Raw genomic sequence first — 26,933 nt, forward strand, 5'->3', positions numbered from 1 at the left:
CCGTGGCACCTGCGACGATCGGAGGATGCCATCTTCTCCGGACCCCGCGCTCGAGCAGACCGCGGGTCAGGCCCCGGCCGCGCGCCCGAACGGGCCGCTCGTCCTGCTCGCAGCGCTGGTCACTGTCGTGCTGTGGGCGTCGGCCTTCATCGGCATCCGCGGCGCGGGCCCGCACTTCGATCCGGGCGCGCTGGCCCTGCTGCGGATGGCCGTCGGCACGCTCGCGCTCGGCGTGATCGCGTTGCGACGTGGCATCCGCGTCCCCGCCCGCAGGCACCTTCTCCTCGTGGCCGTCTGGGGCGTGGGCTGGTTCTGCGTCTACAACCTCGCCCTGAACGCCGCGGAGCGCACGCTCGACGCCGGCACCGCCGCGATGGTCGTGAACCTCGCCCCGCTCATGGTGGTCGTCTTCAGCGGACTGTTCCTGCGCGAGGGCTTCCCGAAGCCGCTGATCATCGGCGCGCCGCTCGCGTTCCTGGGCGTGGTGCTGATCGGCATGACCTCGCACACGGACGCCGGTCTCGACGTCACCGGGCTGCTGCTGGCCCTGCTCGCCGCCGTCATGTACGCCGGATGCACCCTGCTGCAGAAGCACCTGCTCAGCGCGGGGGCGGACTCCACCACGCTCACCTTCTTCGGTGCGGCCGCGGGCACGGTCGCTCTGCTGCCGTGGACCGGGAGCATGATCCACGCCGTGCAGACCGCGCCGCTCGACGCCACTCTCTGGGTCGTCTATCTCGGCATCTTCCCCACCGCGGTCGCCTTCACCACCTGGGCGTACGTGCTGCAGCGCAGCACCGCCGGGCAGACCTCCGCCACCACCTACGTCGTCCCGGCGATCGCGATCCTGCTCTCCTGGCTGATCCTCGGCGAGGTGCCGACGCCGCTCATGCTGCTCGGCGGCGCGCTGTGCCTGCTCGGCGTCCTCGTGACCCGGATGAGGTGGCGGCGGCGCGTGAGCTGATGACCGCGTCTTTCCGCTTCCCGTCGCTACAGTGAGCGTCGGGGGATCGAGAGCCTCGGAGGAACAATGCGCACCGCAGGAGCAATGACGACCTGGTGGCCGTGGGCCCGCATCGCGGCGTCCGCCCTGGGCTTCGCTGCGATCATCGGACAGCTCGCGCTGACGCTGAGCATCGCGGTGAACGCGAAGACCGAGTGGGGCGGGCACCTGCCGACGGTCGCCGTGAACTTCTTCAGCTTCTTCACCATCCTCTCCAACCTGGGAGCCGCCGTCCTCCTCGCAATCGCCGCGATCTGGGCGTGGACGAAGGGCCGCGACGCCGCGCAGGAACCGCGCTGGCTGGCCGTGACCCTCGCATGCGTCGCGACGTACATGATCGTCACCGGCATCGTCTACAACCTGCTGCTGCGAGGCATCCCCCTTCCGCAGGGCTCGACCCTGGGCTGGTCGAACGAGGTGCTGCACGTCGTCATCCCGCTGTTCCTGCTGGTCGACGTGCTGTTCGCGCCGAAGCGCCGGATGCTGTCCTGGGGCACGCTCTGGACCATCGCCGCGTTCCCGATCGCGTGGGCGATCTACACGCTGGTGCGCGCGAACCTGATCATCGCGCCCGCCACCGGCGACCCGTACTGGTACCCCTATCCGTTCCTGAACCCGAACGTCACCCCGGGCGGCTATCTGGGCGTGGCGGGCTACATCGTCGGCATCGCGGTCGCGATCATCGCGGTGGGCGCGGGCGTGGTGTGGGTCGCGCGGAAGCGCGCTGCATCCGTCGTCGAGTCCGAGCCGGAGTCGGCCACGGTCTGAGGCCCCCGCTCACCAGCGGTTGTGCACCTCTTCGGCCCAGCCGAAGATCCCCTCGAACGCGATGACCTCGCCGTCGTCGGTGCGGAAAGTTCCCGACCAGTCGCCGAAGCACTGGTCGGTGGAGGAGGAGAGGATGCCGAGGTTCGTGCGCGTCTGCTTGTCGTAGGCGGGTGCGAACACGGCATCCAGCCCGCCGCCGGTGATCCGCCAGGGGCGATGCCAGTCCGCGATGTCGTACTGCCAGTCGAGCTCGACGCTGATCTTGTGCAGCCGTCCGTCGACGACGAAGGCGTTCTCGGTCGACCCGGTGCCGTCGGTCCACTTCGCTCCGACCTGGATGCCGATCACACGATCGCCGGACCTGCCGGAGCCGGCTCCCCAGTTCCAGCGGATGTCGTACGGCCAGCGGCCGCGCCCGTGGTCGAGCACGGCCCAGGACTCGCCCTCGGGGAGCACGTGCTCCGCGCCGTCGATCGTGAGGGTTCCCGATGCCGGCCGCGCGACGTCCTTGACTGTGTACTGGAACCGGGTGCTGCTCCACGGCACCACCACGGCCAGACGCTCATGGCCTTCGGGCAGCTGGGCGATCACGTCGATCTCGACGCCGGGGATGCGGGCGTGCAGCCGGGTGCCCTCCGGCAGCTCGTCGATGTCGATCGAGAGGTCCTTCGCGCGGGCCCGGCTCGGGCCCTGCTCGGCGCTCGGCGGAAGGGTCACGCCACGCGCAGGGATGGCGGTGACGGACCGATGCCAGGTGCGCTCGGTGGCCCGGTCGAGCACCCACACCTCGTGCACGGCGGCGTAGTCGATGGACGACACCGTCATGCCGATCACATGCGTCGGGGTGGTGATGCCCCAGTACTCCCAGCGCTTGTTGCGGCCCGCGAAGCGGATGCCGTCCCGCGCGATGCCCGAGGTGTCCACGAGGGGCGAGCGCGCCCATCCCACGGCATCCGGGTTCAGCGTCCCGTCCGGGCGGGTGAGCACGACGGGTGCGGTGAGCTCGCGCTCATCGAGGCGGTTCCCGGGCACGGCGCCCCCTTCTGTCCTGTGATCCCAGGATGCCAGCAGGCATACTGGAAGTCGACCGGAGTGGTCGGGGGGTGAGCGATGACGGACGACTGGAGTGAGGCGACGGCCGAGCTGTGGGCCCGTGCCGCCCATCCGCTCCGCCGCGATGCGCGTGCCGCCGCTCCCGCGGGTCTGCCCGCCGCGACGCCGATCGCGCACGCGCCCCAGGAGGGCGCGACGGTGCACCGCGGCCTGCTGATCGCCGGTTTCGCGTTCATCGCCGTGATCGGCCTGGCCGCCACGACCGTCGGGATCCTCACCTCCGGGGTCGGCGCGAACGTCACGGCGGATGCCGCCGCGAACAGGCACGGCACGACCTCCCTGCTCGCCGAGCGAGGCGTTCCCGCCGTCGCCGACGACGAGCACGAAGGTCAGGCGGATGCCGCGGATGCGGGCGCGGCCGCTGACCCGAGCACGCCGACGGACCCGGATGCCCCGGCTGACGGCTCCGCGGGCGCGCCGGTCGACGCGGGCGGGGCTCCTCCGGCATCCGGCCCCGGCTCGTCCGCCCCCGGTCCGGGTGCATCCGACCCCGGGCCGGCCGATCCTGGCCCCGCGAATCCGGGCCCGACGAACCCCGGCCCGACGATACCGACCAACCCGGTTCCGTCGGACCCGACCCCGCCCGCCCCGGTGCCCCCTGCGGCGCCGAAGCCGCTGGCGTTCACCGGGATCACCCCGAACTACGCCCTGAACATCCTGGGCCTCAAGCTGCTGGCGAGCTACACGCTCTCGCTGTCCGGCCAGCCCGGGGCGAAGGCGGCCGTGACCTACGGGGGCCTGCCCGCCGGAACGGTCACCTTCGACAGCGGAGGCCGCGCATCGCTCGTCGTCGGCGCCTCGCTGCTGGGTCTGAGCAACCCGATGATCGGCGCGTCGTACTCCGACGGCACCGCTGGCGCCGCGATCCAGGCCCGCCGCGACTCGATCTGAGGCGGCGGGGCCTCGATGCGGGTCTCGGTCGGAGCAGGCGCACAGACGACGTCGCCGTCGCCGGTTACCCTGTACCGGGGGGATCAGCGGTCGTCGTCGATCTCTCGACGCACGAGGAGATGACAGATGACCGACTTCCCGGTTCCCGGCGCCGCTTCGTCCGCGCCCCCGCCTCCGCCCGCGCCGGCTGCGCCGATCGCATCCGCGCCGACCGCCTCGGCGGGCTCCGCTGATGCGCACTGGGACGCGGATGCCGTCGACGCGACGCGTCCATCCGCCCCGCCGCGGCCGCCGCTCCCCACCCCGTCGACGGACTCGGGAGCCCCCGTGCCTTCGGGGGACCGCCCCGGCTCGGCAGCGCAGGCCCCCCAGGCGAACGCGACCCCCGAGGAGCTCGCCCGGGCGCAGCGCATCCTGAAGGTCATCTCCGACTCGTACTCCACCAAGATGGTCGGCCAGGACCGGCTGCGCAGCAGCCTGCTCATCTCGCTGATCGCGGGCGGGCACATCCTGCTGGAGTCCGTGCCCGGACTCGCCAAGACCACGGCGGCCAGCACGCTCGCCGACACCGTGAAGGCCAGCTTCAAGCGCATCCAGTGCACCCCCGACCTGCTGCCCAGCGACATCACCGGCAGCCAGATCTACGACGCCGCGACCGGCACCTTCCGCACCGTGCTGGGACCGGTGCACGCCAACTTCGTACTGCTCGACGAGATCAACCGCTCCAGCGCCAAGACCCAGTCGGCCATGCTCGAGGCGATGCAGGAGCGGCAGACCACCATCGGCGGTGAGATCCACGCACTGCCGAAGCCGTTCCTCGTGATCGCGACGCAGAACCCCATCGAGCAGGAGGGCACCTACGAGCTGCCCGAGGCGCAGATGGACCGCTTCCTGCTCAAGGAGATCGTGGAGTACCCGAGCCCGGCCGAGGAGTTCGAGATCCTCGGACGCATCGACTCCGGCGTGCTCAACCCCGACCGGCACGTGCCCGGCGTGATCTCGCTCGAGGACGTGCAGGACCTGCAGGACATCGCCTCGCGGGTCTACATCGACCCGGCGATCCGCAACTACATCGTGCAGCTCGCGTACGTCACGCGGAACCCGGGGCCGTACATCGGCGAGGAGCGCGCCCGGTTCATCAAGTACGGTGCGAGCCCCCGCGCGAGCATCGCGTTCCTGCAGGCATCCCGCGCGCTGGCGCTGCTGAACGGCCGCACGCACGTGCTGCCCGAGGACATCCGCGCCCTGCGCCACCTGGTGCTGCGTCACCGCGTGCTGCTCACCTTCGAAGCGGATGCCGAGGGCATCCGCAGCGAGGAGATCATCGACCAGATCTTCGCGTCGGTGCCCACCCCCTAACCGCTCGTCACGCTCAGGGACCCAAGCTTTGGCCAGTCTGATCACCCAGGTGAAGAGCAAGCTCTTCATCCGCTCATCGCAGAAGTCGATGCACGCGCTCGACGGCGCATACGCATCGCTGCTGCGCGGGCGCAGCCTCGACTTCGAGGACCTGCGTCCGTACGAGTTCGGCGATCAGGTGCGCGACATCGACTGGCGTGCCACGGCCAAGCAGGGCGAGCCGCTCATCAAGCGCACCAAGGCGACGCGCATGCACACCGTGCTGTTCCTGGTGGATTCCGGTCGCGGCATGAAGGCCCTCGCCGAGGACGAGCGGTCCAAGCGCGATCTGGTGGTGCTGCTGACCGGCGCCCTCGGCTTCCTCACCGTTCGCCACGGCGATGACTTCTCGATCATCTACGGCGACTCGGCCCGCGTGCGCCGGCTGCCCCCTGGCGGCACCGAGGGGGCGCTCGAGCACGCCCTGCGCACCATCCGCCAGGCCATCGACGACAGCGACGCCCCGAGCGACCGGGACGCCCTGCTCCGCTACACGGCGCGCAACATCTCGCGACGCTCCATCGTCGTGATCGTCACCGATGAGACGCCGATGTCGGATGACACCGACCGGCTGCTGCGCCGGCTCAAGGTGCAGCACGACGTGCTGTGGCTGACGGTGCGGGATGCCGAGATCGTGGTCGCCGGCAGCGGGCGCGCGAGCGCGTTCGACCGCGCCGTCGATCCGAGCCTCGCCCGCACGGCTCCCGGTCACCGTCGCGATGTGGACAGCGGCTGGGGCATCCCCGACTTCGTGCACGGCGACGCCGAGGTGATGGCGGAGCTGGCAGCCCTCGAGGAGGCGGACACCGCGCACCGCGACGAGGTGCTGCGCCGCCACGAGATCACGCACGCCGAGTTCGGCGGGCAGGACACCGCGGTCGCGACCCTGCTGACGATGCTGAACAGGAGGTCGCATGCCCGCGCCTGACGACCTCTATCCGCCCGTGCAGTACGGCTGGGGCTGGATCCTGCTCGCGATCGGCATCCTGCTTCTGCTCGGTGTCGCCGCCTGGCTGCTGTGGTTCCTCACCCGGCCGAAGCACAGCATCACACTGCACGGTGCCCCCTCCTACACGCCTCCGACGGCCGACGTGCTCACGCAGCTGCGCACCGAGTACCTCGCCGAAGTGCAGCGCATCGAAGATGCATACCGGTCCGGGAATATGCCTCCGAAGCAGGCGAACCTCGAGCTGAGCCGGCTCGTGCGAGGCTTCGTGAACGACTACTCCGGCCTGGAAGCCCCCGTGCTCGCGCTCGACGATCTGGTCGCCCGCGGGGTCGATCCGGCACTGATCGATGCCATCCGCCGGCACTACTACCCGAGCATCTTCCAGCGCGGGCCGGCGATCGATCCGCGGTACGGCGCCGAGGCGGCGCGCAAAGTCGTCAGAAGCTGGCACTGAGAGGTTCAGACATGGAACTGAACACACCGTGGATGATCCTCGTCGCGCTCGGCGTGCTGCTCGTCGCCGCCGCCGTGGGCGTGCTGCTCGGCCTTCGCGGCCGGGAGCGCGCCGAGAGCGCACCGGCCGCGCTGGTCTCCCGCGCGGAGCGGCTGCGCAGCCTGCCGTCGTTCCGGGCATCCGTCCGCCGTCGCATGAGCCTGCTCTCGGGCATTCTCATCGTCGGCGCGATCGCCGTGCTGCTGGGCGGGGTGGTCGCCGCGCGGCCCATGGCCGCCAAGACCATCCAGCCCATCAACAACAGCCGTGACATCATGCTGTGCCTCGACGTCTCCGGCTCGATGTCGGACGTCGACGTCGAGGTGCTGAGCGTGTTCGAGGAGTTGCTGAAGGGCTTCAAGGGCGAGCGCATCGGGCTGACGATCTTCAACAGCTCGCCCGTGCAGGTGTTCCCCCTCACCGACGACTACCCGTTCGTGAAGGAGCAGCTGCAGCGCATCCGCACCAGCTTCGACTACAACGACGAGACGCCCGAGCACTGGGTGGGAACGCTGAACGGGCCCGGCGCCTCGCTGATCGGCGACGGGCTCGCCGCCTGCACCATGCGCTTCGACCACGCCGAGGACGACCGCAGCCGTTCGGTGATCCTCGCCACCGACAACGAGCTGGCCGGCGCGTCGATCCTCACCATCGAGGAGGCCGCGCAGTACGCGAAGTCGAAGAAGGTGCGCGTGTTCGCCCTCAACCCGGTGCAGGGCAAGGATGCCGAGGTCAGCGCGCAGCTGGAGAACGCCGCGGCGCTGACCGGCGGCAGGTCCTACGCGCTGCGCGACACGACCACGGTCGGCGACATCATCGCCGAGATCCAGAAGCAGGAGGCGACGGCGCTGAAGGGCCAGGCGCAGGTGGTGCGCGTGGACAGCCCCAACCTGGCGATCGCGCTCACGCTGGTCTCGATCCTCGGCTTCCTCGTGCTGCTGTGGAGGGTGCGCCTGTGATCCTCCAGCCCGTCCTGCATCCGGTCCTGCTCGTGCTGCTGCTCGCAGCGCCGGCGGCGCTCGTCATCCGTGCCCTCATCAAGGGTCCCAAGAAGGGCGCTCCGGGCACCCCCGGCCGCCCGATCTGGGCATTGCGCCTGGGCATGATCGTCGTCGTGTTCGCCATGCTGCTGCGCCCCGGCATCCCCGGCGGCACCTCGCAGACCCTGGCGACGGACACCGACATCGTGATCGTCGTCGACACCACGGCCAGCATCATCGCCGAGGACTGGGACGGCGACAAGCCGCGCCTGACCGGCGTGCGGGCCGACGTGCAGTCGATCGTCTCCGAGTACCCGGGCGCGCGGTTCTCCCTGATCAGCTTCGACGCGGCGGCGCAGCTGCGCCTGCCGCTGACGACGGATGCCACCGCGCTGATGTCCTCGCTCGACGTCATGCTCCCCGAGATCACCGACCAGTCCCGGGGCTCGTCGATCAGCATCGCGAACCGGATGCTGGCCGACACCCTCTCGGCGGCGGCGAAGTCGTCGCCCGACCGCAGCCGCATGGTCTTCTACCTCGGCGACGGCGAGCAGACGACATCCAGCGATCCGGAGTCCTTCGCGAGCAGCGCGAAGTACGTCGACGGCGGCGCCGTGCTCGGCTACGGCACCGCCGAGGGCGGGCCGATGAAGAAGACCACCGGCCGGGCGGGCGCGAACGGCCAGGGCGGCGACTACATCGAGTACCAGGGTGAGCGCGCCAAGTCGGTGATCGACGAGGCCAACCTGCGTCGGATCGGCGAGCAGCTGGGCGTGGAGTACCAGCACCGCACGGCGGATGCCGAGATCGCCCTGCCGAAGGCGCCGACCACCACGACCGACTACGCCGCCTCCGGCGAGGTGGGGAACGTGATCGAGCTGTACTGGGTGCTCGCGCTCGTGCTGGTCGCGCTGATCGGCGTCGAGCTCGCCCGCGCGACGATGCTGGTCACCCGCCTGCGCGGGCTGGCGGATCGGCCCGCGCGCCCTTCGTCTCGTCGCTCCGCTCCTCGCTCAGGAACCGGAGCATCCGTCCCGCCGCGTGCTTCATCGGCTCCTGAGCGAGCGAAGCGAGACGAAGGGCCTGCAGAGGAGGGAGCCTCATGACCGCTCTCACAGTTGAGGCTCCGGCGGAGACCCCCGCGAACCCGACGCCCGCCGATGCCGCGGCGGCGCTCCTGGCCGCGAACCGCCGCAGGCGCAGCATCCGCCGCTGGGTCACGATCGGCACCCTGCCGCTCACACTCGCCGCGCTGCTGTTCGTCGGCAAGCTGCTGAGCATGTACGCGTTCGCGCACCAGTCGATCAGCGCGTTCGTCACCGGCGGATACGCGGAGTCGGAGTCGGCCGCACGCGGGCAGGACTTCCTGAACTGGTTCGAGCAGTTCAAGGCGCCGTACAACATCGGCACCGCGCTGGCCGGCGCCGAGAAGCTGCCCCAGGCCCGCACCGAGCTGGAGCGCGCGCTTCCCCTCGCCCAGGGGCTGGACGTCTGCTACGTGCGGATCAACCTGTCGCTGGTGGTGGAGCGGCAGGGCGACGCCGCGCAGGCGAAGGGCGACGCCGCGAAGGCCGCGCAGTTCTACGGCGAGGCGCTGCAGATCACGGCGGAGACCCCGAAGGAGTGCAGCAGCGACGAGGCGCAGAACCAGTCGCCCGACCAGAACCGCGACATGAAGGACACGCTGGATCAGAACCAGCAGCGTCAGCAGGAGAAGCAGCAGCAGAGCCAGCAGCAGCAGAAGCCGGATCAGGACCCGCAGCCGCAGCCCGAAGAGAGCGAGCAGCCGCAGGACCAGCCCTCGCAGGGGGACCTCGACGAGATCGAGAAGAAGCTCAACGAGGGCGCCCAGGACCGCGAGAACCAGACCGGCGGCGACCAAGAGGGCTCCGGCAACGGGACGGACAAGCCGTGGTAGAGCAGCAGCGCAGCAGGTACACCGGCGGCGCCGAGGGCGCACCGCCGCTGCCACCGCCCGGCGGCTATCACGGCGCGCGCCGCACGTCGACCGGGCTGGACGCCGCGGCCGGTCTGAACTCTGCTGGCTCGAACGCAGCATCCGGCGACGTGGTCTACACGGCGTCACCGCCGGCCGGGAAGAAGGGCGTGAACGCCCTGGGCCTGGTCGCGATCACGGCGACGGGTCTGTTCGTGCTGGTCATGCTGCTGATGATGGGCGCCGGCGGCACGGATGCCCTGTACGGGGCGTCCATGATCGTGGTGCAGTTCGTGGTGCTCGGCGTGATCGTCGCCGCGCTGTTCACCGCGCGCGGACGGACGCTGGGCGTCGTCGCCCTGGCGGTGACGCTGGTCTTCAACGTCGCGACGGTCGGCGCGATGGGCGCTCTGCGCTCGGCGGCCACACACGCCTACGGCGGCACGAAGTCGGACAAGCAGAAGCACGAGGAGGCGTACCCCGGCATCAAGGGCGTGCCCGAGCGGCAGGCTCTGGACAACCCGTCGCTGGAGGAGGTGCAGGCGCAGGGCGACCAGCTCATGGCCGAGGTGCGCGAGCGTCTCACGCAGCAGTTCGGGTTCACCTGGGTGCAGACCGGCGAGGTCGACGTGAGCCCGGAGCGCAACGGCTACGGCGGAGAGTCGATGCTGCAGAAGTACACCTCCACGGTGTGGACCACCGAGCAGCCCGTGCAGGACACCCGTCGCAAGCGCGACGTGATGCGGGTCGTGAACCAGGTTCTCGCCGAGAACAGCATGTCGGATCTGTACGCACTGAACGAGCCGGGCGTGATGGGCATCTCGAACGACATGCTCACCAAGCTCTACGGGTCCGACGACCCCGAGCGCCAGCACACCTGGGAGTACTACTCCGACACCTATCCGGATCCGCTGCGGTTCTACACCTACGTGTACGACCTGTCGAAGGACCAGACCGGGGACTTCCGCACCCAGCGCGAGGCCTTCAAGCAGCAGAGCGGCGAGCCCCTCGAGGGCGTGCAGCTGGTCGTCTTCGCGCGCCAGGTGCTGCAGGAGAAGGACCGCGCCGCGTACGAGCAGAAGCTGAAGGACTACCCCGGGTTCTGAGCGCGGCGCGGCGGCGAACCGAGGGGTCCCGATCTGCGGAGGGTGTCCCGATCTGCGGAGGCATTCGTGCTGAACGGCAGCGGATCGGGACAAGCACTGCGGAATGTGACGGCATCACGTCGATCAGCGGGGCTTGACTTCGGCGGACATCCCACCCAGCCGATGTCCTACGCTGGCACGGGACCCGCCACGAGAGGACACGTCTTGTCACAGGAACATCGCGCGCTGCTCGCGATCGACGCCGGGCAGACCGGCATCAAGACCCGGCTGATCCGCGCCGACGGCACGGCGACGGATGCGCTGTTCCCCGGCGTGCTCACCGACCGCCCGCTGCTGCCGCAGCTGGCCGAGGTCGTGGCGTCCGCCGGCGGTTCCGCCGACACCATCACCTTCGGGGTCTCCGGACTCACGGACGCGGATGCCGAGGCATCCGCCCTGCTCGCGCACCCCGCCCTCGGCGGCGTGCGCCGCGTGGTCGTGACCCACGATTCGGTCACCTCGTTCCTGGGCGTGCTCGGCGACAGGTACGGCGCGGTGGTCGCGGCCGGCACGGGCGTCGTCACCCTGGGCGTCGGCCCCGAGCACTCCACCCGCGTCGACGGTTGGGGCTACATCATGGGAGACGCCGGCAGCGGGTACTGGATCGGGCGCTCGGCATTGGATGCTGTGATGCGCGCCTACGACGGGCGCGGTCCCGCCACCGCGCTGACCGCCGTGGTGCAGGACCGCTGGCCCGACCTCGACTCCGCGTACACGGCACTGCAGGCATCCGAGGACCGCGTGCGCACCGTGGCATCCTTCGCCGCTCCCACCGCGCTGCTCGCCGCCACCGGCGACGAGGTCGCGGGCGGCATCTGCCGCGCGGCGGCGGCCGAACTGGCCCTGGCCGTCACCACCGCGCTGCGCGTGACCGATGCCCCGGACGACGCCGCCGTCGGCGCCGTCGGCGGCGTGTTCGGCTCGGACCTGATCCGCGCGGCGTTCGCCGACGCGGTGCGCGCCGAGCGCCCTGATGCCCGTTTCGTGCCGCCGGCCGGCTCGGGACTCGACGGCGCGGTCTCGCTCGCGGGGCTCGGGGCGCAGCATCCGCTCCGCGAGCGCTTCGCGGACCTCAGCCGGGGCTGAGTCCCGGGGCGGCGGCTTCGCTGCGTTCGGCCTCGTGCAGGATGCTGCGCGCCATGCCGTTGAAGATGATGCCGTGGAAGGGCAGCAGCACCAGCCAGTAGAGCCGCCCGCTGAGCCCCTTCGGGAAGTAGATCGCCCGCTGCCGGTACACGCTGCCGCCGGCCGGATCCGGCTCGACCCCCAGCTCCAGCCAGCCGCGCCCCGGCATCCTCATCTCCGCGCGCAGTCGCAGCATCCGTCCCCGCTCCACCGACTCCACGCGCCAGACGTCGATGACGTCGCCGCTGTTCACGCGGGACGGATGCCGGCGCCCGCGGCGCATGCCCACCCCGCCGACGAGGCGGTCGATCCAGCCCCTGGCCGCCCACGCCAACGGGAAGGAGTGCCAGCCCCTCTCCCCGCCGATCGCCTCGATCACGCGCCAGACGGCCTCCGGCGAGCTGCCGCTCCTGCGTTCGCGAAGGTCGGTGAAGACGGTGTGCCCCGCCCAATCCGGATCACTCGGCAGGGGGTCGCTCGGTGCACCGGGAACCGTCGCGCTCTGCCAGCTGGTCTCCACCTCGCCGTCGGCCTCGCGCCGGAGGGCGAGACGCACGGCGGTGCGGTACGGCAGCAGCCCCTCCGCGGGCGGCGGGATGACGTCGTCGATGTCGTGCTCGCTCATGACGCAGTCGTTCTGCAGCGAGGCGATGATCGGCACGGCGATCTGGCGGGGGATGGGACTGACCAGACTGACCCACTGCGACGCGAGCCAGGGGGTCAGCACGGGCAGAGCGGCGATGTGCCGCTGCGGCAGGCCCGCCTCGACCGCATACCCGTTCATCATCTGCCCGTACCGCAGGATGTCGGGTCCGCCGATGTCGAACGTCCGGTTCAGATCCCCCGGCGCATCCACCGACCGCACGAGGTACCGCAGCACGTCGCGCACGGCGATCGGCTGCACCCTGTTCCGCACCCAGCGGGGCGCGGGCATGTACGGCAGCACCTCGGTCAGGTGCCGGATCATCTCGAACGACGCCGAGCCGGAGCCGATCACGATCCCCGCCTGGAAGACGATCGCGGGCACCGGCGCCTCCAGCAGCACCTTCCCCACCTCCGCGCGCGAGGCGAGGTGCTCGGACAGGCCGCCGGTGCGAGGGTGCAGGCCGCCCAGGTAGACCACGCGGCCCACGCCGGATGCGGCGGCGGCATCCGCGAACGTCTCGGCGCCCTGCCTCTCCACGGCACGGAACCCGCGCCCCGAGCTCATCGAGTGCACCAGGTGGAAGGCGACCTCGATGCCGGCCATGGCGCGTCGGGTCGCGATCGGATCCGCAAGGTCGCCCGAGAAGACCTTCACCCGGGCGCGCCACGGCACATCGCGGAGCTTCCACGCCGAGCGGACGAACACGCTCACCTCGTGACCGGCGTCCAGCAGCTGGGGGACCAGACGACCGCCGATGTAGCCGGTGGCGCCTGTGACGAGTACACGGGTCATGCGAACAGCCCTTCCGTGGCGCACAGGATCAGCAGCATCGTCACCGCGAAGCCGACCGCGTAGTTGATCGCGAGGAACCGGCGCCAGGCCCGGTTCGCCGAACCGGAGTGCGCGTCGTCCACCCGCGCGAAGGGGGCGACGATGACGATGTACGGCACGGCGGCGAGCGCCGCGAACGACGCCGGCCACGGCGCGAACAGCATGAGCACCCCGGCGAGCACCCACAGCAGGATCGCGATCCGCACCGTGCGTGCGGCGCCGAGCACGGTCGCGATGGAGCCGATCCCGGCCTCACGGTCGGGGACGATGTCCTGCACGGCGCCGAACGCGTGACTGGCCATGCCCCAGCAGAAGAACGCGACCATCGTGAGGATCAGCGGCGGCGTCATGGTCGTGCCGGCCAGAGCGAAGGCGTACAGCGCCGGGGTGACGAAGTGCGTGCTCGAGGTGATGGAGTCGAGGACCGGGATCTCCTTGAACCGCAGCCGCGGCACCGAATAGGCCAGCACCGCGAAGACGCTGATCGCGAGCACGAGCCACGACAGCGGGCGCTCGGCGCCGAGAACTGCCAGCACCACGACGAAGATCCCCGTGAGCACCGCCGAGGACCACAGGGTGAGGGGATGCATCGCGAGAGGCAGCTTGGCGCCCTCGGCGCCGCCCTTGCGGGGGTTGGCGAGATCGGACTCATGGTCGAACACGTCGTTCACGCCGTACATCGTGAGGTTGTACGGCACCAGGAAGAACAGCGTGCCGATCACGAGTGCGGTGTCGATCCGCCCGGTGGTGAGGACGTAGGCCGCGGCGAACGGGAATGCGGTGTTGATCCAGCTCAGCGGCCGGGATGCCACGAACAGGGTGCGCACAGCGGAGGGGCGATCAGGCATCGGAGCGTCCTCCCGGCTCGCGCGCGGCGTCCAGCAGCTGCCAGACGCCGCTGAGCAGCAGCGCTCCCGCGATCGGATACAGCAGGTCCTCGACCGGCATCAGCACGATGCGGACGCCCGAGATCCCGCCTTCGCGATAGTCGAAGAACCCCGCCGCGATCATGATGTTGTCGAACACGGCCGTGAGCACCAGCAGCACGGCCGTGCTCGCACCCCACGCGGACAGATACCGCCGCAGATCGCGCCGGTATCCCGCGTGCGCAGCGCCGATCCCGAACAGGACGAGCGCCGCCACGACGAAGGGCGCAGACAGGAGCAGATAGGTCATCGCCGGGCCCTGCTCTCGCTCCAGCGCCGCCACCCGCTCAGCAGGATCAGCGTCAGATAACTGAGGAAGAGCAGAAACAGCAGCTCCTCGACCGGGAACTCCGGCGCCAGCAGCATCCCGCTCGCCCAGTGCGAGTCCACGTGGCGGAACACCCCGAGCGCGATCCCCGCGGCATCCCAGGCGATGAAGAAGGCCAGCCCCGCGACGAGCGCGATCGCCGCGGCGGCGGGCCGCCGACGCATCACCAGCGCGAAGCGCAGGTCGAGCAGCACCAGGCATGCCCCGCTGAGCACGAGCGCGGCCGCGTACACGAGACTCATCGCACCTCCGACGGGCCCGCCGAGTGGTCGCCCCGCACGTGCTTGAGCACGAGCTCCGCGCTGATCAGGCACATGGGCAGCCCGACCCCGGGAACCGACGTCGCGCCGGCGTAGAACAGACCCGACACCTTGCGCGAGCGCGTGACGCCGCGCAGGAACGCGCTCTGCCTCAGTGTGTGGGCCGGTCCCAGCGCACTGCCTCGGAACGTGTTGAAGTCCGACTCGAAGTCGGCCGGTCCGATCGTGCGCCGGACGACGATCCGCGATTCGAGGTCGGGGATGCCCGCCCAGCGAGCGATCTGCGCGACCGCGGCATCCGCGATCCGAGTCACCTGCGCGTCGCCCGCGCGACCGAGCCCGCCACGACCGATCGTCGGGTCGGGCGGCAGCGGCACCAGCACGAAGACGTTCTCCGCATCGGCGGGCGCGACTGAGTCGTCCGTCGCGCTGGGTCTGCAGACGTAGATCGACGGCGGGCGGGGCACGCGCGGGGTGGCGCCGAAGATCGCATCGAAGTTCTCGCGCCAGTCGTCCGAGAAGAGCAGCGTGTGGTGGGGCAGCTGCGGCAGCTCGCCGCGGATGCCGAGCAGCACCAGCACGGCGCTCGGACCGGTCACCTGCCGACGCCACCGACCGGGACGGTAGGACCGGTCCTCGGGGGCGAGCAGCACGGTCTCGGTGTGGTGCTCGTCGATCGCGGAGACGATGATGTCGGCATCCAGCCGCTGCCTCCGGCCCTCCTGCTCGAACTCGACGGCGCGCGCACGCCCCTGCTCGCTGACGATCCGCACGACGTCGCTGCCGGTGCGGATCTCGACGCCCGCCTCCCTCGCCAGCGCGGTCAGCGAGGTCACGAACGCGCGGAATCCGCCGAGCGGGTACCGCACGCCGTCGACGAGATCCATGTGGCTCATCAGGTGGTAGAGCGCCGGGGCGTCGAACGGCGATGTGCCCAGGAACACGGCGGGGTAGCCGAGGATCTTGCGCAGCATCGGATCGCGGAACCGTCGGGCGATGAACGACCACAGCGAGCGGATCAGCAGCGGCGCCACGGCGGGCGCCGCCCGCAGCACCGCCGGCGAGGTGAAGCTGCGCCAGGAGGAGAACGGGTTGTAGAGGAACGAGGAGACCGCCGCGCGGTACGTGCGCGTCGCGGATGCCAGGTAGCGGCGCACCCGTTCGCCCGACCCGGGCTCGCGGCCCTCGAACAGGGCCGCGATCCTGTCGGCGCCCGCCGGGACGTCGATCGCCGCGGTGACGCCGGCGGTCGGGGAGGCGGATGCCTCGCCGTAGACGCGGTACCCCGGTTCGAGCGGCACCAGGTCGAGCTGCTCGGCGGTCTCGCTGCCCATCATCCGGTAGAAGTGGTCGAACACCTCCGGCATCAGGTACCAGGACGGGCCCGTGTCGAAGGCGAAGCCGTCCTGCTCCCACGCCCCGGCACGTCCGCCGAGCTCTCCGCTCCTCTCGAGCAGCGTGACGCTGTGCCCGTCGCGGGCGAGCAGGCACGCGGTCGCGAGTCCGCTCACTCCCCCTCCGATGACGACGACCCGGGACGCACTCATCGTGATGCCTTCATGGCCAGCGCCCGCACCAGGATGCCGGCCTTGACCGTGTCGGGCACGCGGACGCGCGTGACCGCGAGCACCTCCGCCGGTGTCGCCTCGATGCGGTCCGTGAGCTCTCGGAACATGGCCTGCGCGGCCCACACCGACGCGCGTGCGGCGCGGTCGAGCAACGGCACGGCCCGGTCGGCGGCGCGAAGGTCGGCTCTGATCGACGCGACGATCCGGTGCTTGGCGTCCTCGGTGAGACCGTCGGCGGTCTCCGCGAAGTACGTGCGGCCGAGCTCTCCGCGGTCGTCGGCGTAGTCCCGCAGGAAGTTGACCTTCTGGAACGCGGCCCCCAGCCGCCGAGCCCCCTCCTGCAGGATGCCGTTCTCCTCGTCGCTGCGGGACGGGGCTCCTCCGCGGGTGCGGCGCGACTCGAACACCGCCAGGCACATCAGCCCGACGACCTCGGCGGAGCCGTGGATGTACTCGTCCAGCGCGACGGCATCCCACGTCCCCTCGCCGAGATCCCGCCGCATCGACGCGAAGAACGGACCGCTCAGGTCGGTGCCGAAGCCGTGCTCCCGCGCGGTCAGGGCGAAAGCGTGCACCACCAGGTTCGCGCTGAAGCCGATCCGCAGCGCGCGTCCGGTCTCGGCCTCCAGCTCGTCGAGCAGCGTCCCCCGCATCCGGGTGTCCAGCCCGGCTGTCTCGGCGGGGCCGTCGACGAGCTCGTCCGCCAGGCGCACCAGCGCGTAGATCCGGGCGATGTGCTCCCGCACCGGCGCGTCGAAGAGGCGGCTGGCCCAGTTGAACGAGGTCGAGTAGCGGCGGATGACGACGGCCGCGCTCGCCTGGGCCGTCTCGTTGTAGAGGTCCAGGCCGTTCACGAGTTCCTCGAGACGCAGGCCCTGGTCAGGTCGAGGAGCTGTTCGCGGAGTGCCTCGGGCAGGCCGGATGCCCGGACCAGCCGGTCCACCTCGTCGCACCGCTCCGCGATCATCGACTCGACGAAGATGGGCGCCCCGGACTCCTCGATCACGCTCCGGATGAGCTGAGCGTCGCCCACGCTGAGGTCGGCATCGCCGAAGAGCGCGCCGACGGCGGCCCATGCCGGATCGGACCTGGCATAGGCGACCAGCAACGTCTCCTTGCCCGCGCGCAGGTCGCTGAGCGCCGACTTGCCCGTCTGCCGCTCATCGCCGAACAGGCCGAGCACGTCGTCTCGCAGCTGATAGACGACGCCGATCCGCCGGGCGATGGTGCTCAGCTCGGCGATCAGGTCCCGGCCGGCACCGGCGAGGATCGCCGCGATCAGCAGCGGTGCGGCGAAGGAGTAGGACGCCGTCTTCCGATCGGCCATCTCCAGCACTTCCCGCGGCGAGATCTCCTCCAGGTGCAGACTCAGCCAGACGTCGTCGTGCTCGCCGGCCGCGCTCTCGAACACCGCGTCGTCGAACACGTCCAGGATCGCCTCGCGCCGATCCTGAGCGATGTCCAGTCGTGCGAGCAGGGAGTGCGCCGCTGTCAGGACGAGGTCTCCGGCGAGCAGCGACGACGCCTCGCCCCATGCGCGTGCGGCCTCGGCCGATGCTCCGCGGACGACCGCGTCGGCCGCGAACCGTCCGGTGATGTTCATCTCGCCGCGCCGCACCAGGTCGCGGTCGATCACGTCGTCGTGGATGACGAGGGCGAGGTGCAGGAGCTCCATCGCGCAGGCCGCGTCCAGCGCGCTTCGCCGGTCGGTGCCGCCGAGCGCCTCGTGGGCGTCCATCAGCATGCGCGGGCGGATCCGCTTGCCGCCGGCGGCCATCCTCGCGAGCGACTCCCACAGCTCCGCGTACGGAGCGGAGAACGCGTGCGAGCGCTCCGAGCGCCTCGTGAGGATCTCGCTCAGTCGCACCTCGAAGACGTCGGTGCGGCGGCCGATGTCGGCGGCCGGCTCAGGCATGACGCCTCCCCGTGGCCTCGACGAGGTCCGGAGCGAGGGCGGGGAGATGAGCGACCAGCCAGGGGCTGAACGCCCACGGCGCCGCGGAGGTGGCGGCGCTCAGCTCGCCGGCCGTCGTCCACGCCACCTCGTCCACCTCCTCGGGATGCGGGACGAGCGGGCTGACCACCTCGGCGATGAAGACCGGGCAGTGCTCGTTCTCCTGGATGCCCGACGCATCGCGGGCCGTGTAGCCGAAATCGGGCAGGACGCACGTGACGCCACTGATCTCCGCTCCGAGCTCGAACCAGGCGCGGCGGCGCACGGCATCCTCCATCGCCTCGCCCGGGAGGGGGTGCCCGCACAGGGCGTTGGTCCACACGCCCGGCCACGTCCCCTTGACCAGCGCGCGCCTAGTGACGAGCAGCCGGCCGCGCGCGTCGATGAGGTGGCAGGAGAACGCCAGATGCCGCGGCGTCGACGTTCCGTGCACGCTCCGCTTCGGCATCTCCCCGACCGGCGCACCGCTCGCGTCCACGAGCACGACCATCTCGTCCACCTCGTCACCTCGATTTCGTTAGCCAGGAAAGAGTTATGCCGAGCGTAACAGGTAGGCTGAGCCGACGCACGCGCCGGGATGGAATCGCACAGAATGGCACTCATGCACTACTTCTCGCCGGACTCCGACCTGATCGACCGCTCAGGCATGTCGCAGGACGAGGTCGACTCATGCTTCCGCGTGCTCGAGGCGCTGCGACGATGGCAGACCGCCGCACGGGAGCTGTCCGAGGCCTCCAAGCGCTACATGAAGCTCAACGAGAGCGACATGCGGGCGATCCGCATGATCATCCGCGCGACCGAGCAGGGCATGCTCGTCACGCCCAAGGACATCGCCCACGAGGTGGGCATCTCGAGCGCATCGACCACAAAGCTCGTCGACCGCCTCGTCGACGGCGGGCACCTGATCCGGGTCCCGCATCCGTCGGACAGGCGCACCATGTGCCTGCAGGTGACCGAGAGCACCCGCCGCTCGGCGCACGACACGATCGGCCGGCAGCACGCCAGGCGGTTCACCGCCGTCGCATCCCTCCCCGCCGCCGACCGCGAGGCCGTCGTCCGCTTCCTCGCCGCGATGACCGACGCGGACTCCCCGCAGGGCGAGCTGGCGGCGCACTCCGGACGGTGAGAGCTCCGCAACCCGCACGGGCCCACCCGCGACACGCCGATAGACTTGAGCGCATGTCCAAGGTGCTCCAGTCCCTCCCCGTCGGCGAAAAGGTCGGCATCGCATTCTCCGGTGGTCTCGACACCTCCGTCGCCGTCGCGTGGATGCGCGAGAAGGGTGCGATCCCCTTCACCTACACGGGCGACCTGGGCCAGTACGACGAGAGCGACATCGCCTCGATCCCCGGCCGCGCGCTGGAGTACGGCGCCGAGGCGTCGCGTCTGGTCGACGCGAAGACCGCTCTGGTCGAGGAGGGCTTCGTCGCCCTGTCGTGCGGCGCGTTCCACATCCGCTCCGGCGGCAAGACGTACTTCAACACCACTCCCCTGGGCCGCGCGGTCACCGGCACGCTGCTCGTGCGCGCCATGCGCGAGGACGGCGTGGACATCTGGGGCGACGGCTCCACCTACAAGGGCAACGACATCGAGCGGTTCTACCGCTACGGCCTGCTCGCCAACCCGCGACTGCGCATCTACAAGCCGTGGCTCGACGCCGACTTCGTCACCGAGCTGGGCGGCCGGCAGGAGATGAGCGAGTGGCTCGTCGAGCGCGGCTTCCCGTACCGCGACTCCGCCGAGAAGGCGTACTCCACGGATGCCAATATCTGGGGCGCCACGCACGAGGCGAAGACGCTCGAACACCTGAACGTCTCGCTCGAGACCGTCGACCCGATCATGGGCGTGAAGTACTGGGACCCCGCCGTCGCCATCGAGACCGAGGACATCACGGTCACGTTCGAGGGCGGCCGCCCGGTCGCCATCAACGGCGTCGAGTACAGCGACCCGGTGGCCCTGGTCATGGAGGCCAACACCATCGGCGGCCGTCACGGTCTGGGCATGAGCGACCAGATCGAGAACCGCATCATCGAGGCCAAGTCGCGCGGCATCTACGAGGCCCCCGGCATGGCACTGCTCTTCATCGCCTACGAGCGCCTGGTCAACGGCATCCTGAACGAGGACACCCTCGCCACGTACCACGAGCAAGGACGCCGCCTCGGCCGCCTGATGTACGAGGGTCGCTGGCTGGAGCCGCAGTCCCTCATGCTGCGCGAGTCGATCCAGCGCTGGGTGGGTCTGACCATCTCCGGCTCGGTCACCATCCGACTGCGCCGCGGCGACGACTGGACCATCCTCGACACCGTCTCGCCGAACCTCTCGTACGGCCCCGAGAAGCTCTCGATGGAGCGCGTCGGCGACGCAGCCTTCGGCCCGGTCGACCGCATCGGCCAGCTGACTATGCGCAACCTCGACATCGCCGACTCGCGCTCGCGCCTGGAGCAGTACGCGGACCTCGGCCTGGTCGGCGGCGCCACCGGCGAGCTCGTCGGCAAGGTCACCGCGGGCGGTGCGAACGAGATCGCCGCGTCCGAGACCGCTGACGAGGAGCTCGCAGAGGCCGTGGATGCGGCATCCGAGGGCGCAGCCTTCGACTCCGGCACGGACTGACGCACCCCACCCGAAGCCCCGGCCGATCTCTGATCGGTCGGGGCTTCGTCGCATCCGCGCCCGATCTGCGGAGGTCGTCCCGATCAGCGGACGAAACCGCCGGATCAGTCAGCAGATCGGGACAAGGTCATCAGACTGTGTCTAGGGCGGGCGGCTAGACGCAGGCCGGATGCTGTGAGTCCGCCGAACCAAGTTGCACACTACTGTGCAAGTTACGTACTCTGGATGCATGACGACCCGAACGCCGCGCAGTGACGCCCGCGCGAACCGCGAAGGCATCCTCGACGCGGCGCGCAACGCCCTGGCCACCGACCCGCATGCCTCGATAGACGTCATCGCCCGCAGCGCGGGACTGTCGCGCCGCACCCTGTACGGCCACTTCGACGACCGCGACGCCCTCATCCGCGAGCTGATCGTCATCGGCGCGCAGCGCTTCAACGCGATCGCGGAGTCGATCGCCGACGCGGACGCCCGGCTGGCCCTCGCCCGCCTTGCCGCGCGCCTGTGGCAGGAGGCCGCGCACGTGCAGTTCGCGGCCGTGCTCGCGCTCGATGAGGCGCACGTGGAGCACACCGCTGACGCGCTCGCCCCGTTGCGCCGCGCCGTGGCAGGCCTGGTGCGCCGCGGGCAGGAGGACGGCAGCTTCCGCACCGACCTCGCCGCCCCGACGCTCGCCCGCCTCATCGAGGAGATGGCGCGCACGGTCGTGGCCCGCACGGATGCGGCGAGCGCCGGCGCCGCCGACCTCGCCGTGCGCACCGTGCTGAGCATCGCGGGACTCTCCTGGCGGGAAGCGGATGCCCTGCTCACCGCGCACCCCGACATCACCCTCGCCTCGAATGCCGCGGAGGGCGCCGCGTGAGCCCCTATGCTCGGAATGCCGCTGGCCTGCCGGGAGGTGCGATGCCCAACGCGTGGAGCGTGTTCCGCCGCGATCTCGGCCGCCTCGCGCGCGTCAGCAAGGCGTGGATCATCATCATCGGCGTGATCGTCACGCCCTCGCTCTACGCCTGGTTCAACATCGTCGCGTTCTGGGATCCCTACTCGAACACCCAGCACGTCAGCGTGGCGATCGTCAACCAGGACGACGGCGCCTCCTCCGACCTCACCGGCAGCATCGATGTGGGCGGAGAGCTCGTCGATCAGCTCGAGAAGAACGACCAGCTCGGCTGGGAGTTCCTCGACGAGGACGAGGCGATGGATGCCGTGCGCAGCGGCCGCAGCTATGCCGCGATCATCATCCCCCCGGATTTCAGCCGCGACTTCCTCAGCATCACGACCGGCGAGTTCACCCGCCCCGAGCTGAAGTACTACGTCAACGAGAAGGCCAACGCGATCGCGCCGAAGATCACCGACGTCGGCGCCTCCACCCTCGACAACCAGATCAACGGCACCTTCGTGTCGGTGGTGTCGAAGGCCGTCACCGAGCAGCTGAAGGGCGTCGGAGCGGATGTCGAGGACCGCCTCGGCGACGCGCGCGACAGCTCGGTCGCCGCGCTCGACGACGCCGTCGCGAAGGTCTCGTCCGCGCGCGGACGCATCACCGAACTGCAGAGCGGTCTCGCCGACGCGCAGAGCCGCCTGGACAGCGCCGCGGGCACTCTGGGCAGGGTCGACAAGACGCTCGGCAAGGTGCAGTCCGCGGTCGCGCAGGCGCAGGCCCTCGCCGCCGAGGCGCAGCAGGAACTGCTCACCGTCACCGACAAGGTCACGTCCGCCTACGTGTCGGGTGCCACGCTCATCGCCGACGCCTCGTCGAAGATGAACGCCTCGATCGCGACCCTGTCGGCCGGCCTGCAGCAGGCGAACGTGGCGGTCGGCACCGCGATCGACGACCTGTCGGCCGTCGTCAAGGCGAACGGTGCGGCGCTCGACGAGCTGCAGTCCGTGCTGGATCAGACCGACCCCGGCTCCGAGGCCGCGCAGAAGCTCCGCCAGGCCATCGACGACCTGAAGCAGCGCAACGCCGACGACCAGCAGGTGCTCGACCAGTTGAAGGCGCTGAACGGCGACGTCACGAACACGATCGGCTCGGTCAAGACCGCGGCCGACAAGGTGAATGCGGCGACCTCGCAGGCGGCGACCTCGGCGGGCGCCATCCGCGATGCGCTGACGAAGAGCGTCCCCGAGCTCAACCGGGCGATGTCGGCGCTGTCCGCCAGCGCCGACGGCTTCTCGGCCGCTCTCGGCGCCCAGCGCTCCCAGATCACCCAGGCGCAGAACCTGCTCTCCGGGCTGAAGACCCAGCTCGCGTCGACGACCGCCGCCCTCGGCGCGCTGGACGGCAACCTCGCCACGGCGGAGTCGGGCCTGAGCGGGGTGCGCACCGACGTGCTGGCGCTCAGCGCGGCCGACGTGTGGAACAGGCTGAGCACGATCAGCGGTCTGAACCCCGAGCAGATCGCGAACTTCATGGCCTCGCCCGTCGAGGTGCACGAGAACGCCATGTTCCCGACCAAGGCCTACGGCTCGGCGATGGCCGCGCTGTTCACGAACCTCACGCTCTGGATCGGCGCGTTCGTGCTGATGGTGATCTTCCGCCTCGAAGTCGACACCGAGGGCGTCGAGGGCGTCACCGTGCGGCAGGCCTATCTCGGCCGCTGGATGCTGTTCGCCGCGATCGGCGTGTGCCAGGCGGTGCTCGTCTCGGTGGGCAACCTGTTCATCGGCGTGCAGACGGCGAACGCCTTCGCGTTCGTGGGCACCAGCGTGCTCATCGGCCTGGCGTACCTCAGCATCATCTACGCGCTCTCGGTGTGCTTCGGGTATGTGGGCAAGGGCCTGTGCATCCTGCTGGTGATCTTCCAGATCCCCGGGGCATCCGGCCTGTACCCGATCGAGATGATGCCGGACTTCTTCCGCGGGCTCTACCCGTTCCTGCCGTTCACCTACGGAATCGACGCCCTGCGCGAGACCATCAGCGGCTTCTACGACGGCGCCTGGTGGCGCGCGATGGGAACGCTCGCGATCTACGTCGTGCTGGCGTTCGCGCTCGGGCTGTTCCTGCGCCGCCGGCTGGGCAACTTCGCCCTGCTGTTCAACCGCCGGCTGTCGGAGAGCGAGCTGCTGGTGAGCGAGGACGTGCAGATCACCGGTCGTCGTCACACGCCGCAGATCATCCGCGCCCTGACCGACGGCGACGGCTACCGCGCGCAGGTCGCGGACCGTGCACGCAGGTTCACTGAGCGGTACTCGACCCGGCTGCGACTCACCCTGATCGTCGGCGCCGCGGTGATGGCCGTGATCGGTGTCGCCGCCTGGCTGCTGCCCGGTGCCAAGGCGACCATGCTCGGCCTGTGGGCACTGTGGTGCCTGATCCTGATCGCGTTCCTCGTGGCCCTGGAGTACATCAAGCAGAGCATCGAGCAGGCGGCCGAACTGGGTGAGATGCCGGATGCCGAGCTGCGGCAGGCGCTGATCGACGAGACCGCCGGTGACGGCGTGCTGCTCGCAGGCGCCGGGGCGTCCGCCGCGTCGGCCGGAGGCTCGGATGCCGTGCGCACCGCGGTGCTCGAGCGGACGGACGTCGAGTCCGAACCGGACGACGACACGGCCGTGCTGGACGAGCTGTTCGGCCCGGACGCCGAGACGGACGCCGACGTCGAGGCGGATGCCGACGTCGCGACCGACCCGGATCCTGCGGATGCCGAGACGGTCGACGCGCCCGAGGACGCCGCGGATGCACAGCATCCGGAACCCGACGACGCACCACCGCACGTCTCCGAAGAGGACGACGCCCAGGAAGGAGGGGAGCGCGCATGAGGAACATCCTGCAGGTGCTCCGCTTCGATCTGCGCCGTGCCACGAGCAGCGTCATGGCCGTGATCGTGCTCTTCGGCCTGGTCGTGATCCCCTCGCTGTTCACGTGGTTCAACGTGATCGCCAGCTGGAACCCGTTCGACAACACCAAGAACCTGAAGGTCGCTGTCGCCAGCACCGACGAGGGGTACCAGAGCGACCTCGTGCCGATCCGCCTGAACGTGGGCGACCAGGTGCTCTCCACGCTGCGCGCGAACCACGACCTGGACTGGGTGTTCACGTCGAAGGACGACGCGATCGACGGCACCCGGTCGGGCGCGTACTACGCCGCGATCGTGCTGCCGCCGACGTTCAGCACCGACATGATGACGTTCTACTCGAACGGCGCCGAGCGCACGCGCATCGAGTACTACACGAACGAGAAGAAGAACGCCCTGGCCCCGAAGATCACGGGACAGGGCGCCGGCGAGGTCGCCACGACCATCAACGAGGCGTTCACGTCCACGCTCAGCGAGGCGGGCCTCGGGATCATCACGTCGCTGTCGAAGTACCTCGACGACGCCGACACCCAGGCAGCGCTGTCCCGCCTGCAGGCCCACGTGGGCGAGGTCGCCGCGCAGCTGCGCGCCGGCGCGTCGACCGCCGACATGTTCACCGCGCTGATCTCGTCGAGCCGTCCCCTGGTCGACAGCGCCTCGGGGCTGGCATCCGCTTCCGGCGATGCCCTGCGCAGCGCCACCGGCGCGCTGGGCGACGGCAAGAAGGCCGCGCAGTCGCTGAAGCAGGTGCTCGCCTCGACCACCTCGGCGCTCGGCGACGCGCTCTCCGGCACGGCCGACAGCTATCAGGCGGTCGCCGACAGCGTCGACGACGTGTTCGCGTCGATGAACGCGCAGGCGACGAGCTCGGCCGACTCGCTCCGGGCCGTCGCGACCCGGGTGCAGACGCAGGTCGATCAGCACCAGAGGCTGCGCGACGACCTGGTCAACACCGTGCGTCCGCTGCTTCCCGAGAGCACGCTGGACTCGTTCGACGCCGCCGTGTCGCGCATCGACGCCGCGATCGCCCGCGAGCAGGCCCTGCAGGACCGGCTCGAGGACGGCGCGACGCAGATCGCCGACGGCAACGCCGACAGCCAGGCCATGCACGCCGAGATCTCGCAGCTGATCGCCCAGGCCAAGGCTGCCGTGCAGGACGCCCGCAGCGCCTACACGGGCAGCCTGCAGCCGAAGCTCGACGCCCTCGCCGGCACGCTCGCCTCGATCGGCCGCGACGTGCAGGGCATCGGCGGTGAGCTCTCCGCCGCGGCGAAGTCGCTCACCGGTTCGGGCTCGCTGAGCAGTGCGCTGACGGATGCCGAGGGTCTGACCACCGGGATCTCGCAGTCGCTCTCGGAGACCGCCGACCGGTTCGACCAGCTGGATGCCGCACTGACGAAGGCCATCGACACGGGCGACCTGAGCGAGCTCAGCAAGGTGATCGGCTCCGACCCGAAGGCCCTGGCCACGTTCCTCGCCGAACCGGTCGGGCTGGACCGCGTGCCGGTCTACTCGGTCGTGAGCTTCGGCGCCGCGATGACGCCGCTGTACACCGTGCTCGCGCTGTGGGTCGGAGCGCTGCTGACCGCGGTGTCGATCCGCGTCGACCCGCCGCAGGGCGAGGGCTCACCGCTTCCCCCGCTCTCCCCCGCCGAGACGTACCTGGGCCGGTTCGGGATCTTCGCGATCGTCGGCCTCCTGCAGAGCTCGCTGGTGTGCATGGGCAGCATCCTGTTCACCCAGGTGCAGCCGCAGCATCCGCTCCTGCTGCTCCTGGCGGGCTGGGTGAGCTCCCTCGTGTTCCAGCTGATCATCTACACGTTCGTGGTGACCTTCGGCAACGCGGGCAAGGCGCTGGCCGTGCTGCTGCTCGTGATCCAGATCTCCGGCTCCGGCGGCGCCTACCCGCTGCAGGTGCTGCCGCAGTGGTTCCAGAACATCAGCCCGTTCCTGCCCGCCACGCACGCGGTGAACGCGATGCGCTCGGCGATCGCCGGCATCTACCGGAACGACTCCTGGGTGTCGCTCGGCTGGCTCGCGCTGTTCGCCGTGCCTGCGCTGCTGCTCGGGCTCGCGCTGCGCCTGCCGTTCATCCACGCCAACCAGAAGATGCTGCAGGCGCTGCACTCCACCAAGCTCATGTGAGCGTGTGATCAGGGGATTGTCGGACGGAGTGCAGATATCCCCCGGCCGGAATCGCACTCCGGCAGCA

At 70.4% G+C, this 26,933-nt stretch carries 25 protein-coding genes; 16 read left to right on the top strand and 9 right to left on the bottom strand.

Annotation, left to right across the window (positions count from 1 at the left end):
• Positions 1-25 precede the first annotated feature (25 nt).
• Both ACTJJ4_RS15825 and ACTJJ4_RS15830 read left to right on the top strand, forming a co-directional pair.
• On the top strand, positions 26-964 hold the full coding sequence (locus ACTJJ4_RS15825) for a DMT family transporter (protein WP_440944202.1): 939 nt from the start codon (positions 26-28) through the stop codon (positions 962-964).
• A gap of 84 nt (positions 965-1,048) precedes the next feature.
• The gene (locus tag ACTJJ4_RS15830; RefSeq protein ID WP_440944203.1) at positions 1,049-1,771 is read left to right on the top strand and encodes a Pr6Pr family membrane protein; all 723 of its coding nucleotides are present in this window, start codon (positions 1,049-1,051) and stop codon (positions 1,769-1,771) included.
• 9 nt (positions 1,772-1,780) lie between these two features.
• Here ACTJJ4_RS15830 and ACTJJ4_RS15835 read toward each other — a convergent pair whose 3' ends face one another.
• A complete protein-coding gene (locus ACTJJ4_RS15835; RefSeq protein WP_440944204.1) occupies positions 1,781-2,803 on the bottom strand; it encodes a DUF2804 domain-containing protein in 1,023 nt (340 codons plus the stop codon).
• Between the two features lie 78 nt (positions 2,804-2,881).
• Between ACTJJ4_RS15835 and ACTJJ4_RS15840 the strand changes: the two genes are divergently transcribed.
• From ACTJJ4_RS15840 to ACTJJ4_RS15880, 9 genes are all read left to right on the top strand, one after another.
• Complete coding sequence (locus tag ACTJJ4_RS15840) at positions 2,882-3,775, top strand: hypothetical protein (RefSeq protein WP_440944205.1); 894 nt, start codon at positions 2,882-2,884, stop codon at positions 3,773-3,775.
• A gap of 126 nt (positions 3,776-3,901) precedes the next feature.
• Positions 3,902-5,134: an AAA family ATPase gene (locus ACTJJ4_RS15845; protein WP_440944206.1), complete on the top strand. Its 1,233-nt coding sequence runs from the start codon at positions 3,902-3,904 to the stop codon at positions 5,132-5,134.
• Positions 5,135-5,183: 49 nt separating this feature from the next.
• The gene (locus tag ACTJJ4_RS15850; RefSeq protein ID WP_440944207.1) at positions 5,184-6,101 is read left to right on the top strand and encodes a DUF58 domain-containing protein; all 918 of its coding nucleotides are present in this window, start codon (positions 5,184-5,186) and stop codon (positions 6,099-6,101) included.
• The gene (locus ACTJJ4_RS15855) at positions 6,088-6,576 is read left to right on the top strand and encodes a hypothetical protein (RefSeq protein ID WP_440944208.1); all 489 of its coding nucleotides are present in this window, start codon (positions 6,088-6,090) and stop codon (positions 6,574-6,576) included. The genes ACTJJ4_RS15850 and ACTJJ4_RS15855 overlap by 14 nt, the downstream gene beginning before the upstream one ends.
• Positions 6,577-6,587: 11 nt before the next feature.
• Positions 6,588-7,574 (top strand): VWA domain-containing protein, encoded by a 987-nt coding sequence (locus ACTJJ4_RS15860; RefSeq protein WP_440944209.1) that lies wholly within the window; start codon positions 6,588-6,590, stop codon positions 7,572-7,574.
• Positions 7,571-8,701, top strand: coding sequence for a VWA domain-containing protein (locus tag ACTJJ4_RS15865; RefSeq protein ID WP_440944210.1), 1,131 nt, complete (start codon positions 7,571-7,573; stop codon positions 8,699-8,701). The genes ACTJJ4_RS15860 and ACTJJ4_RS15865 overlap by 4 nt, the downstream gene beginning before the upstream one ends.
• The gene (locus ACTJJ4_RS15870; protein ID WP_440944211.1) at positions 8,698-9,513 is read left to right on the top strand and encodes a hypothetical protein; all 816 of its coding nucleotides are present in this window, start codon (positions 8,698-8,700) and stop codon (positions 9,511-9,513) included. Before ACTJJ4_RS15865 ends, ACTJJ4_RS15870 begins: the two co-directional genes overlap by 4 nt.
• Positions 9,507-10,637 carry a hypothetical protein gene (locus ACTJJ4_RS15875; protein WP_440944212.1) on the top strand — a complete coding sequence of 377 codons (1,131 nt, stop codon included), beginning with the start codon at positions 9,507-9,509 and terminating at the stop codon, positions 10,635-10,637. The genes ACTJJ4_RS15870 and ACTJJ4_RS15875 overlap by 7 nt, the downstream gene beginning before the upstream one ends.
• A 204-nt stretch (positions 10,638-10,841) precedes the next feature.
• Entirely contained in the window at positions 10,842-11,762 is a 921-nt protein-coding gene (locus tag ACTJJ4_RS15880; RefSeq protein WP_440944213.1) for an N-acetylglucosamine kinase, read from the top strand.
• Here ACTJJ4_RS15880 and ACTJJ4_RS15885 read toward each other — a convergent pair.
• Genes ACTJJ4_RS15885 through idi form a run of 8 tightly spaced genes read right to left on the bottom strand, consistent with a single transcriptional unit; the run spans position 11,749 to position 18,804 of the window.
• Positions 11,749-13,239 (bottom strand): SDR family oxidoreductase, encoded by a 1,491-nt coding sequence (locus tag ACTJJ4_RS15885; RefSeq protein ID WP_440944214.1) that lies wholly within the window; start codon positions 13,237-13,239, stop codon positions 11,749-11,751. The genes ACTJJ4_RS15880 and ACTJJ4_RS15885 overlap by 14 nt on opposite strands.
• Positions 13,236-14,126, bottom strand: coding sequence for a prenyltransferase (locus ACTJJ4_RS15890; protein ID WP_440944215.1), 891 nt, complete (start codon positions 14,124-14,126; stop codon positions 13,236-13,238). The genes ACTJJ4_RS15885 and ACTJJ4_RS15890 overlap by 4 nt, the downstream gene beginning before the upstream one ends.
• Positions 14,119-14,454, bottom strand: coding sequence for a lycopene cyclase domain-containing protein (locus tag ACTJJ4_RS15895; protein ID WP_440944216.1), 336 nt, complete (start codon positions 14,452-14,454; stop codon positions 14,119-14,121). The genes ACTJJ4_RS15890 and ACTJJ4_RS15895 overlap by 8 nt, the downstream gene beginning before the upstream one ends.
• A complete protein-coding gene (locus ACTJJ4_RS15900) occupies positions 14,451-14,774 on the bottom strand; it encodes a lycopene cyclase domain-containing protein (RefSeq protein ID WP_440944217.1) in 324 nt (107 codons plus the stop codon). The genes ACTJJ4_RS15895 and ACTJJ4_RS15900 overlap by 4 nt, the downstream gene beginning before the upstream one ends.
• Entirely contained in the window at positions 14,771-16,339 is a 1,569-nt protein-coding gene (gene crtI, locus ACTJJ4_RS15905; protein WP_440944218.1) for a phytoene desaturase family protein, read from the bottom strand. The genes ACTJJ4_RS15900 and crtI overlap by 4 nt, the downstream gene beginning before the upstream one ends.
• Positions 16,336-17,214: a phytoene/squalene synthase family protein gene (locus tag ACTJJ4_RS15910; RefSeq protein WP_440944219.1), complete on the bottom strand. Its 879-nt coding sequence runs from the start codon at positions 17,212-17,214 to the stop codon at positions 16,336-16,338. The genes crtI and ACTJJ4_RS15910 overlap by 4 nt, the downstream gene beginning before the upstream one ends.
• The gene (locus tag ACTJJ4_RS15915; protein ID WP_440944220.1) at positions 17,211-18,275 is read right to left on the bottom strand and encodes a polyprenyl synthetase family protein; all 1,065 of its coding nucleotides are present in this window, start codon (positions 18,273-18,275) and stop codon (positions 17,211-17,213) included. The genes ACTJJ4_RS15910 and ACTJJ4_RS15915 overlap by 4 nt, the downstream gene beginning before the upstream one ends.
• Positions 18,268-18,804, bottom strand: a complete 537-nt coding sequence (idi, locus tag ACTJJ4_RS15920) for an isopentenyl-diphosphate Delta-isomerase (protein ID WP_440944324.1) — start codon at positions 18,802-18,804, stop codon at positions 18,268-18,270. Before idi ends, ACTJJ4_RS15915 begins: the two co-directional genes overlap by 8 nt.
• Positions 18,805-18,915: 111 nt before the next feature.
• Here idi and ACTJJ4_RS15925 point away from each other — a divergent pair, with 111 nt between their 5' ends.
• From ACTJJ4_RS15925 to ACTJJ4_RS15945, 5 genes are all read left to right on the top strand, one after another.
• Positions 18,916-19,440: a MarR family winged helix-turn-helix transcriptional regulator gene (locus ACTJJ4_RS15925; RefSeq protein ID WP_440944221.1), complete on the top strand. Its 525-nt coding sequence runs from the start codon at positions 18,916-18,918 to the stop codon at positions 19,438-19,440.
• Between the two features lie 53 nt (positions 19,441-19,493).
• Positions 19,494-20,924, top strand: coding sequence for an argininosuccinate synthase (gene argG / locus ACTJJ4_RS15930; RefSeq protein ID WP_292698822.1), 1,431 nt, complete (start codon positions 19,494-19,496; stop codon positions 20,922-20,924).
• A 229-nt stretch (positions 20,925-21,153) separates the two neighbouring features.
• The gene (locus ACTJJ4_RS15935) at positions 21,154-21,786 is read left to right on the top strand and encodes a TetR/AcrR family transcriptional regulator (RefSeq protein ID WP_440944222.1); all 633 of its coding nucleotides are present in this window, start codon (positions 21,154-21,156) and stop codon (positions 21,784-21,786) included.
• Between the two features lie 41 nt (positions 21,787-21,827).
• Entirely contained in the window at positions 21,828-24,686 is a 2,859-nt protein-coding gene (locus tag ACTJJ4_RS15940) for a YhgE/Pip family protein (RefSeq protein ID WP_440944223.1), read from the top strand.
• Positions 24,683-26,866 (top strand): YhgE/Pip family protein, encoded by a 2,184-nt coding sequence (locus tag ACTJJ4_RS15945; RefSeq protein ID WP_440944224.1) that lies wholly within the window; start codon positions 24,683-24,685, stop codon positions 26,864-26,866. Before ACTJJ4_RS15940 ends, ACTJJ4_RS15945 begins: the two co-directional genes overlap by 4 nt.
• The last annotated feature ends 67 nt before the right edge of the window (positions 26,867-26,933 follow it).

The sequence above is a fragment of the Microbacterium sp. 22195 genome (assembly GCF_052056515.1).
In the GTDB taxonomy this organism is placed as follows: domain Bacteria; phylum Actinomycetota; class Actinomycetes; order Actinomycetales; family Microbacteriaceae; genus Microbacterium.

What these genes read in the sequence shown, in the direction of transcription:
- ACTJJ4_RS15825 (WP_440944202.1), top strand. Translation starts at nt 26, where the DNA reads ATGCCATCTTCTCCGGACCCCGCGCTCGAGCAGACCGCGGGTCAGGCC.
- ACTJJ4_RS15830 (WP_440944203.1), top strand. Translation starts at nt 1,049, where the DNA reads ATGACGACCTGGTGGCCGTGGGCCCGCATCGCGGCGTCCGCCCTGGGC.
- ACTJJ4_RS15840 (WP_440944205.1), top strand. Translation starts at nt 2,882, where the DNA reads ATGACGGACGACTGGAGTGAGGCGACGGCCGAGCTGTGGGCCCGTGCC.
- ACTJJ4_RS15845 (WP_440944206.1), top strand. Translation starts at nt 3,902, where the DNA reads ATGACCGACTTCCCGGTTCCCGGCGCCGCTTCGTCCGCGCCCCCGCCT.
- ACTJJ4_RS15855 (WP_440944208.1), top strand. Translation starts at nt 6,088, where the DNA reads ATGCCCGCGCCTGACGACCTCTATCCGCCCGTGCAGTACGGCTGGGGC.
- ACTJJ4_RS15860 (WP_440944209.1), top strand. Translation starts at nt 6,588, where the DNA reads ATGGAACTGAACACACCGTGGATGATCCTCGTCGCGCTCGGCGTGCTG.
- ACTJJ4_RS15870 (WP_440944211.1), top strand. Translation starts at nt 8,698, where the DNA reads ATGACCGCTCTCACAGTTGAGGCTCCGGCGGAGACCCCCGCGAACCCG.
- ACTJJ4_RS15885 (WP_440944214.1), bottom strand. Translation starts at nt 13,239, where the DNA reads ATGACCCGTGTACTCGTCACAGGCGCCACCGGCTACATCGGCGGTCGT.
- ACTJJ4_RS15890 (WP_440944215.1), bottom strand. Translation starts at nt 14,126, where the DNA reads ATGCCTGATCGCCCCTCCGCTGTGCGCACCCTGTTCGTGGCATCCCGG.
- ACTJJ4_RS15895 (WP_440944216.1), bottom strand. Translation starts at nt 14,454, where the DNA reads ATGACCTATCTGCTCCTGTCTGCGCCCTTCGTCGTGGCGGCGCTCGTC.
- ACTJJ4_RS15900 (WP_440944217.1), bottom strand. Translation starts at nt 14,774, where the DNA reads ATGAGTCTCGTGTACGCGGCCGCGCTCGTGCTCAGCGGGGCATGCCTG.
- crtI (WP_440944218.1), bottom strand. Translation starts at nt 16,339, where the DNA reads ATGAGTGCGTCCCGGGTCGTCGTCATCGGAGGGGGAGTGAGCGGACTC.
- ACTJJ4_RS15915 (WP_440944220.1), bottom strand. Translation starts at nt 18,275, where the DNA reads ATGCCTGAGCCGGCCGCCGACATCGGCCGCCGCACCGACGTCTTCGAG.
- idi (WP_440944324.1), bottom strand. Translation starts at nt 18,804, where the DNA reads ATGGTCGTGCTCGTGGACGCGAGCGGTGCGCCGGTCGGGGAGATGCCG.
- ACTJJ4_RS15925 (WP_440944221.1), top strand. Translation starts at nt 18,916, where the DNA reads ATGCACTACTTCTCGCCGGACTCCGACCTGATCGACCGCTCAGGCATG.
- argG (WP_292698822.1), top strand. Translation starts at nt 19,494, where the DNA reads ATGTCCAAGGTGCTCCAGTCCCTCCCCGTCGGCGAAAAGGTCGGCATC.
- ACTJJ4_RS15935 (WP_440944222.1), top strand. Translation starts at nt 21,154, where the DNA reads ATGACGACCCGAACGCCGCGCAGTGACGCCCGCGCGAACCGCGAAGGC.
- ACTJJ4_RS15940 (WP_440944223.1), top strand. Translation starts at nt 21,828, where the DNA reads ATGCCCAACGCGTGGAGCGTGTTCCGCCGCGATCTCGGCCGCCTCGCG.
- ACTJJ4_RS15945 (WP_440944224.1), top strand. Translation starts at nt 24,683, where the DNA reads ATGAGGAACATCCTGCAGGTGCTCCGCTTCGATCTGCGCCGTGCCACG.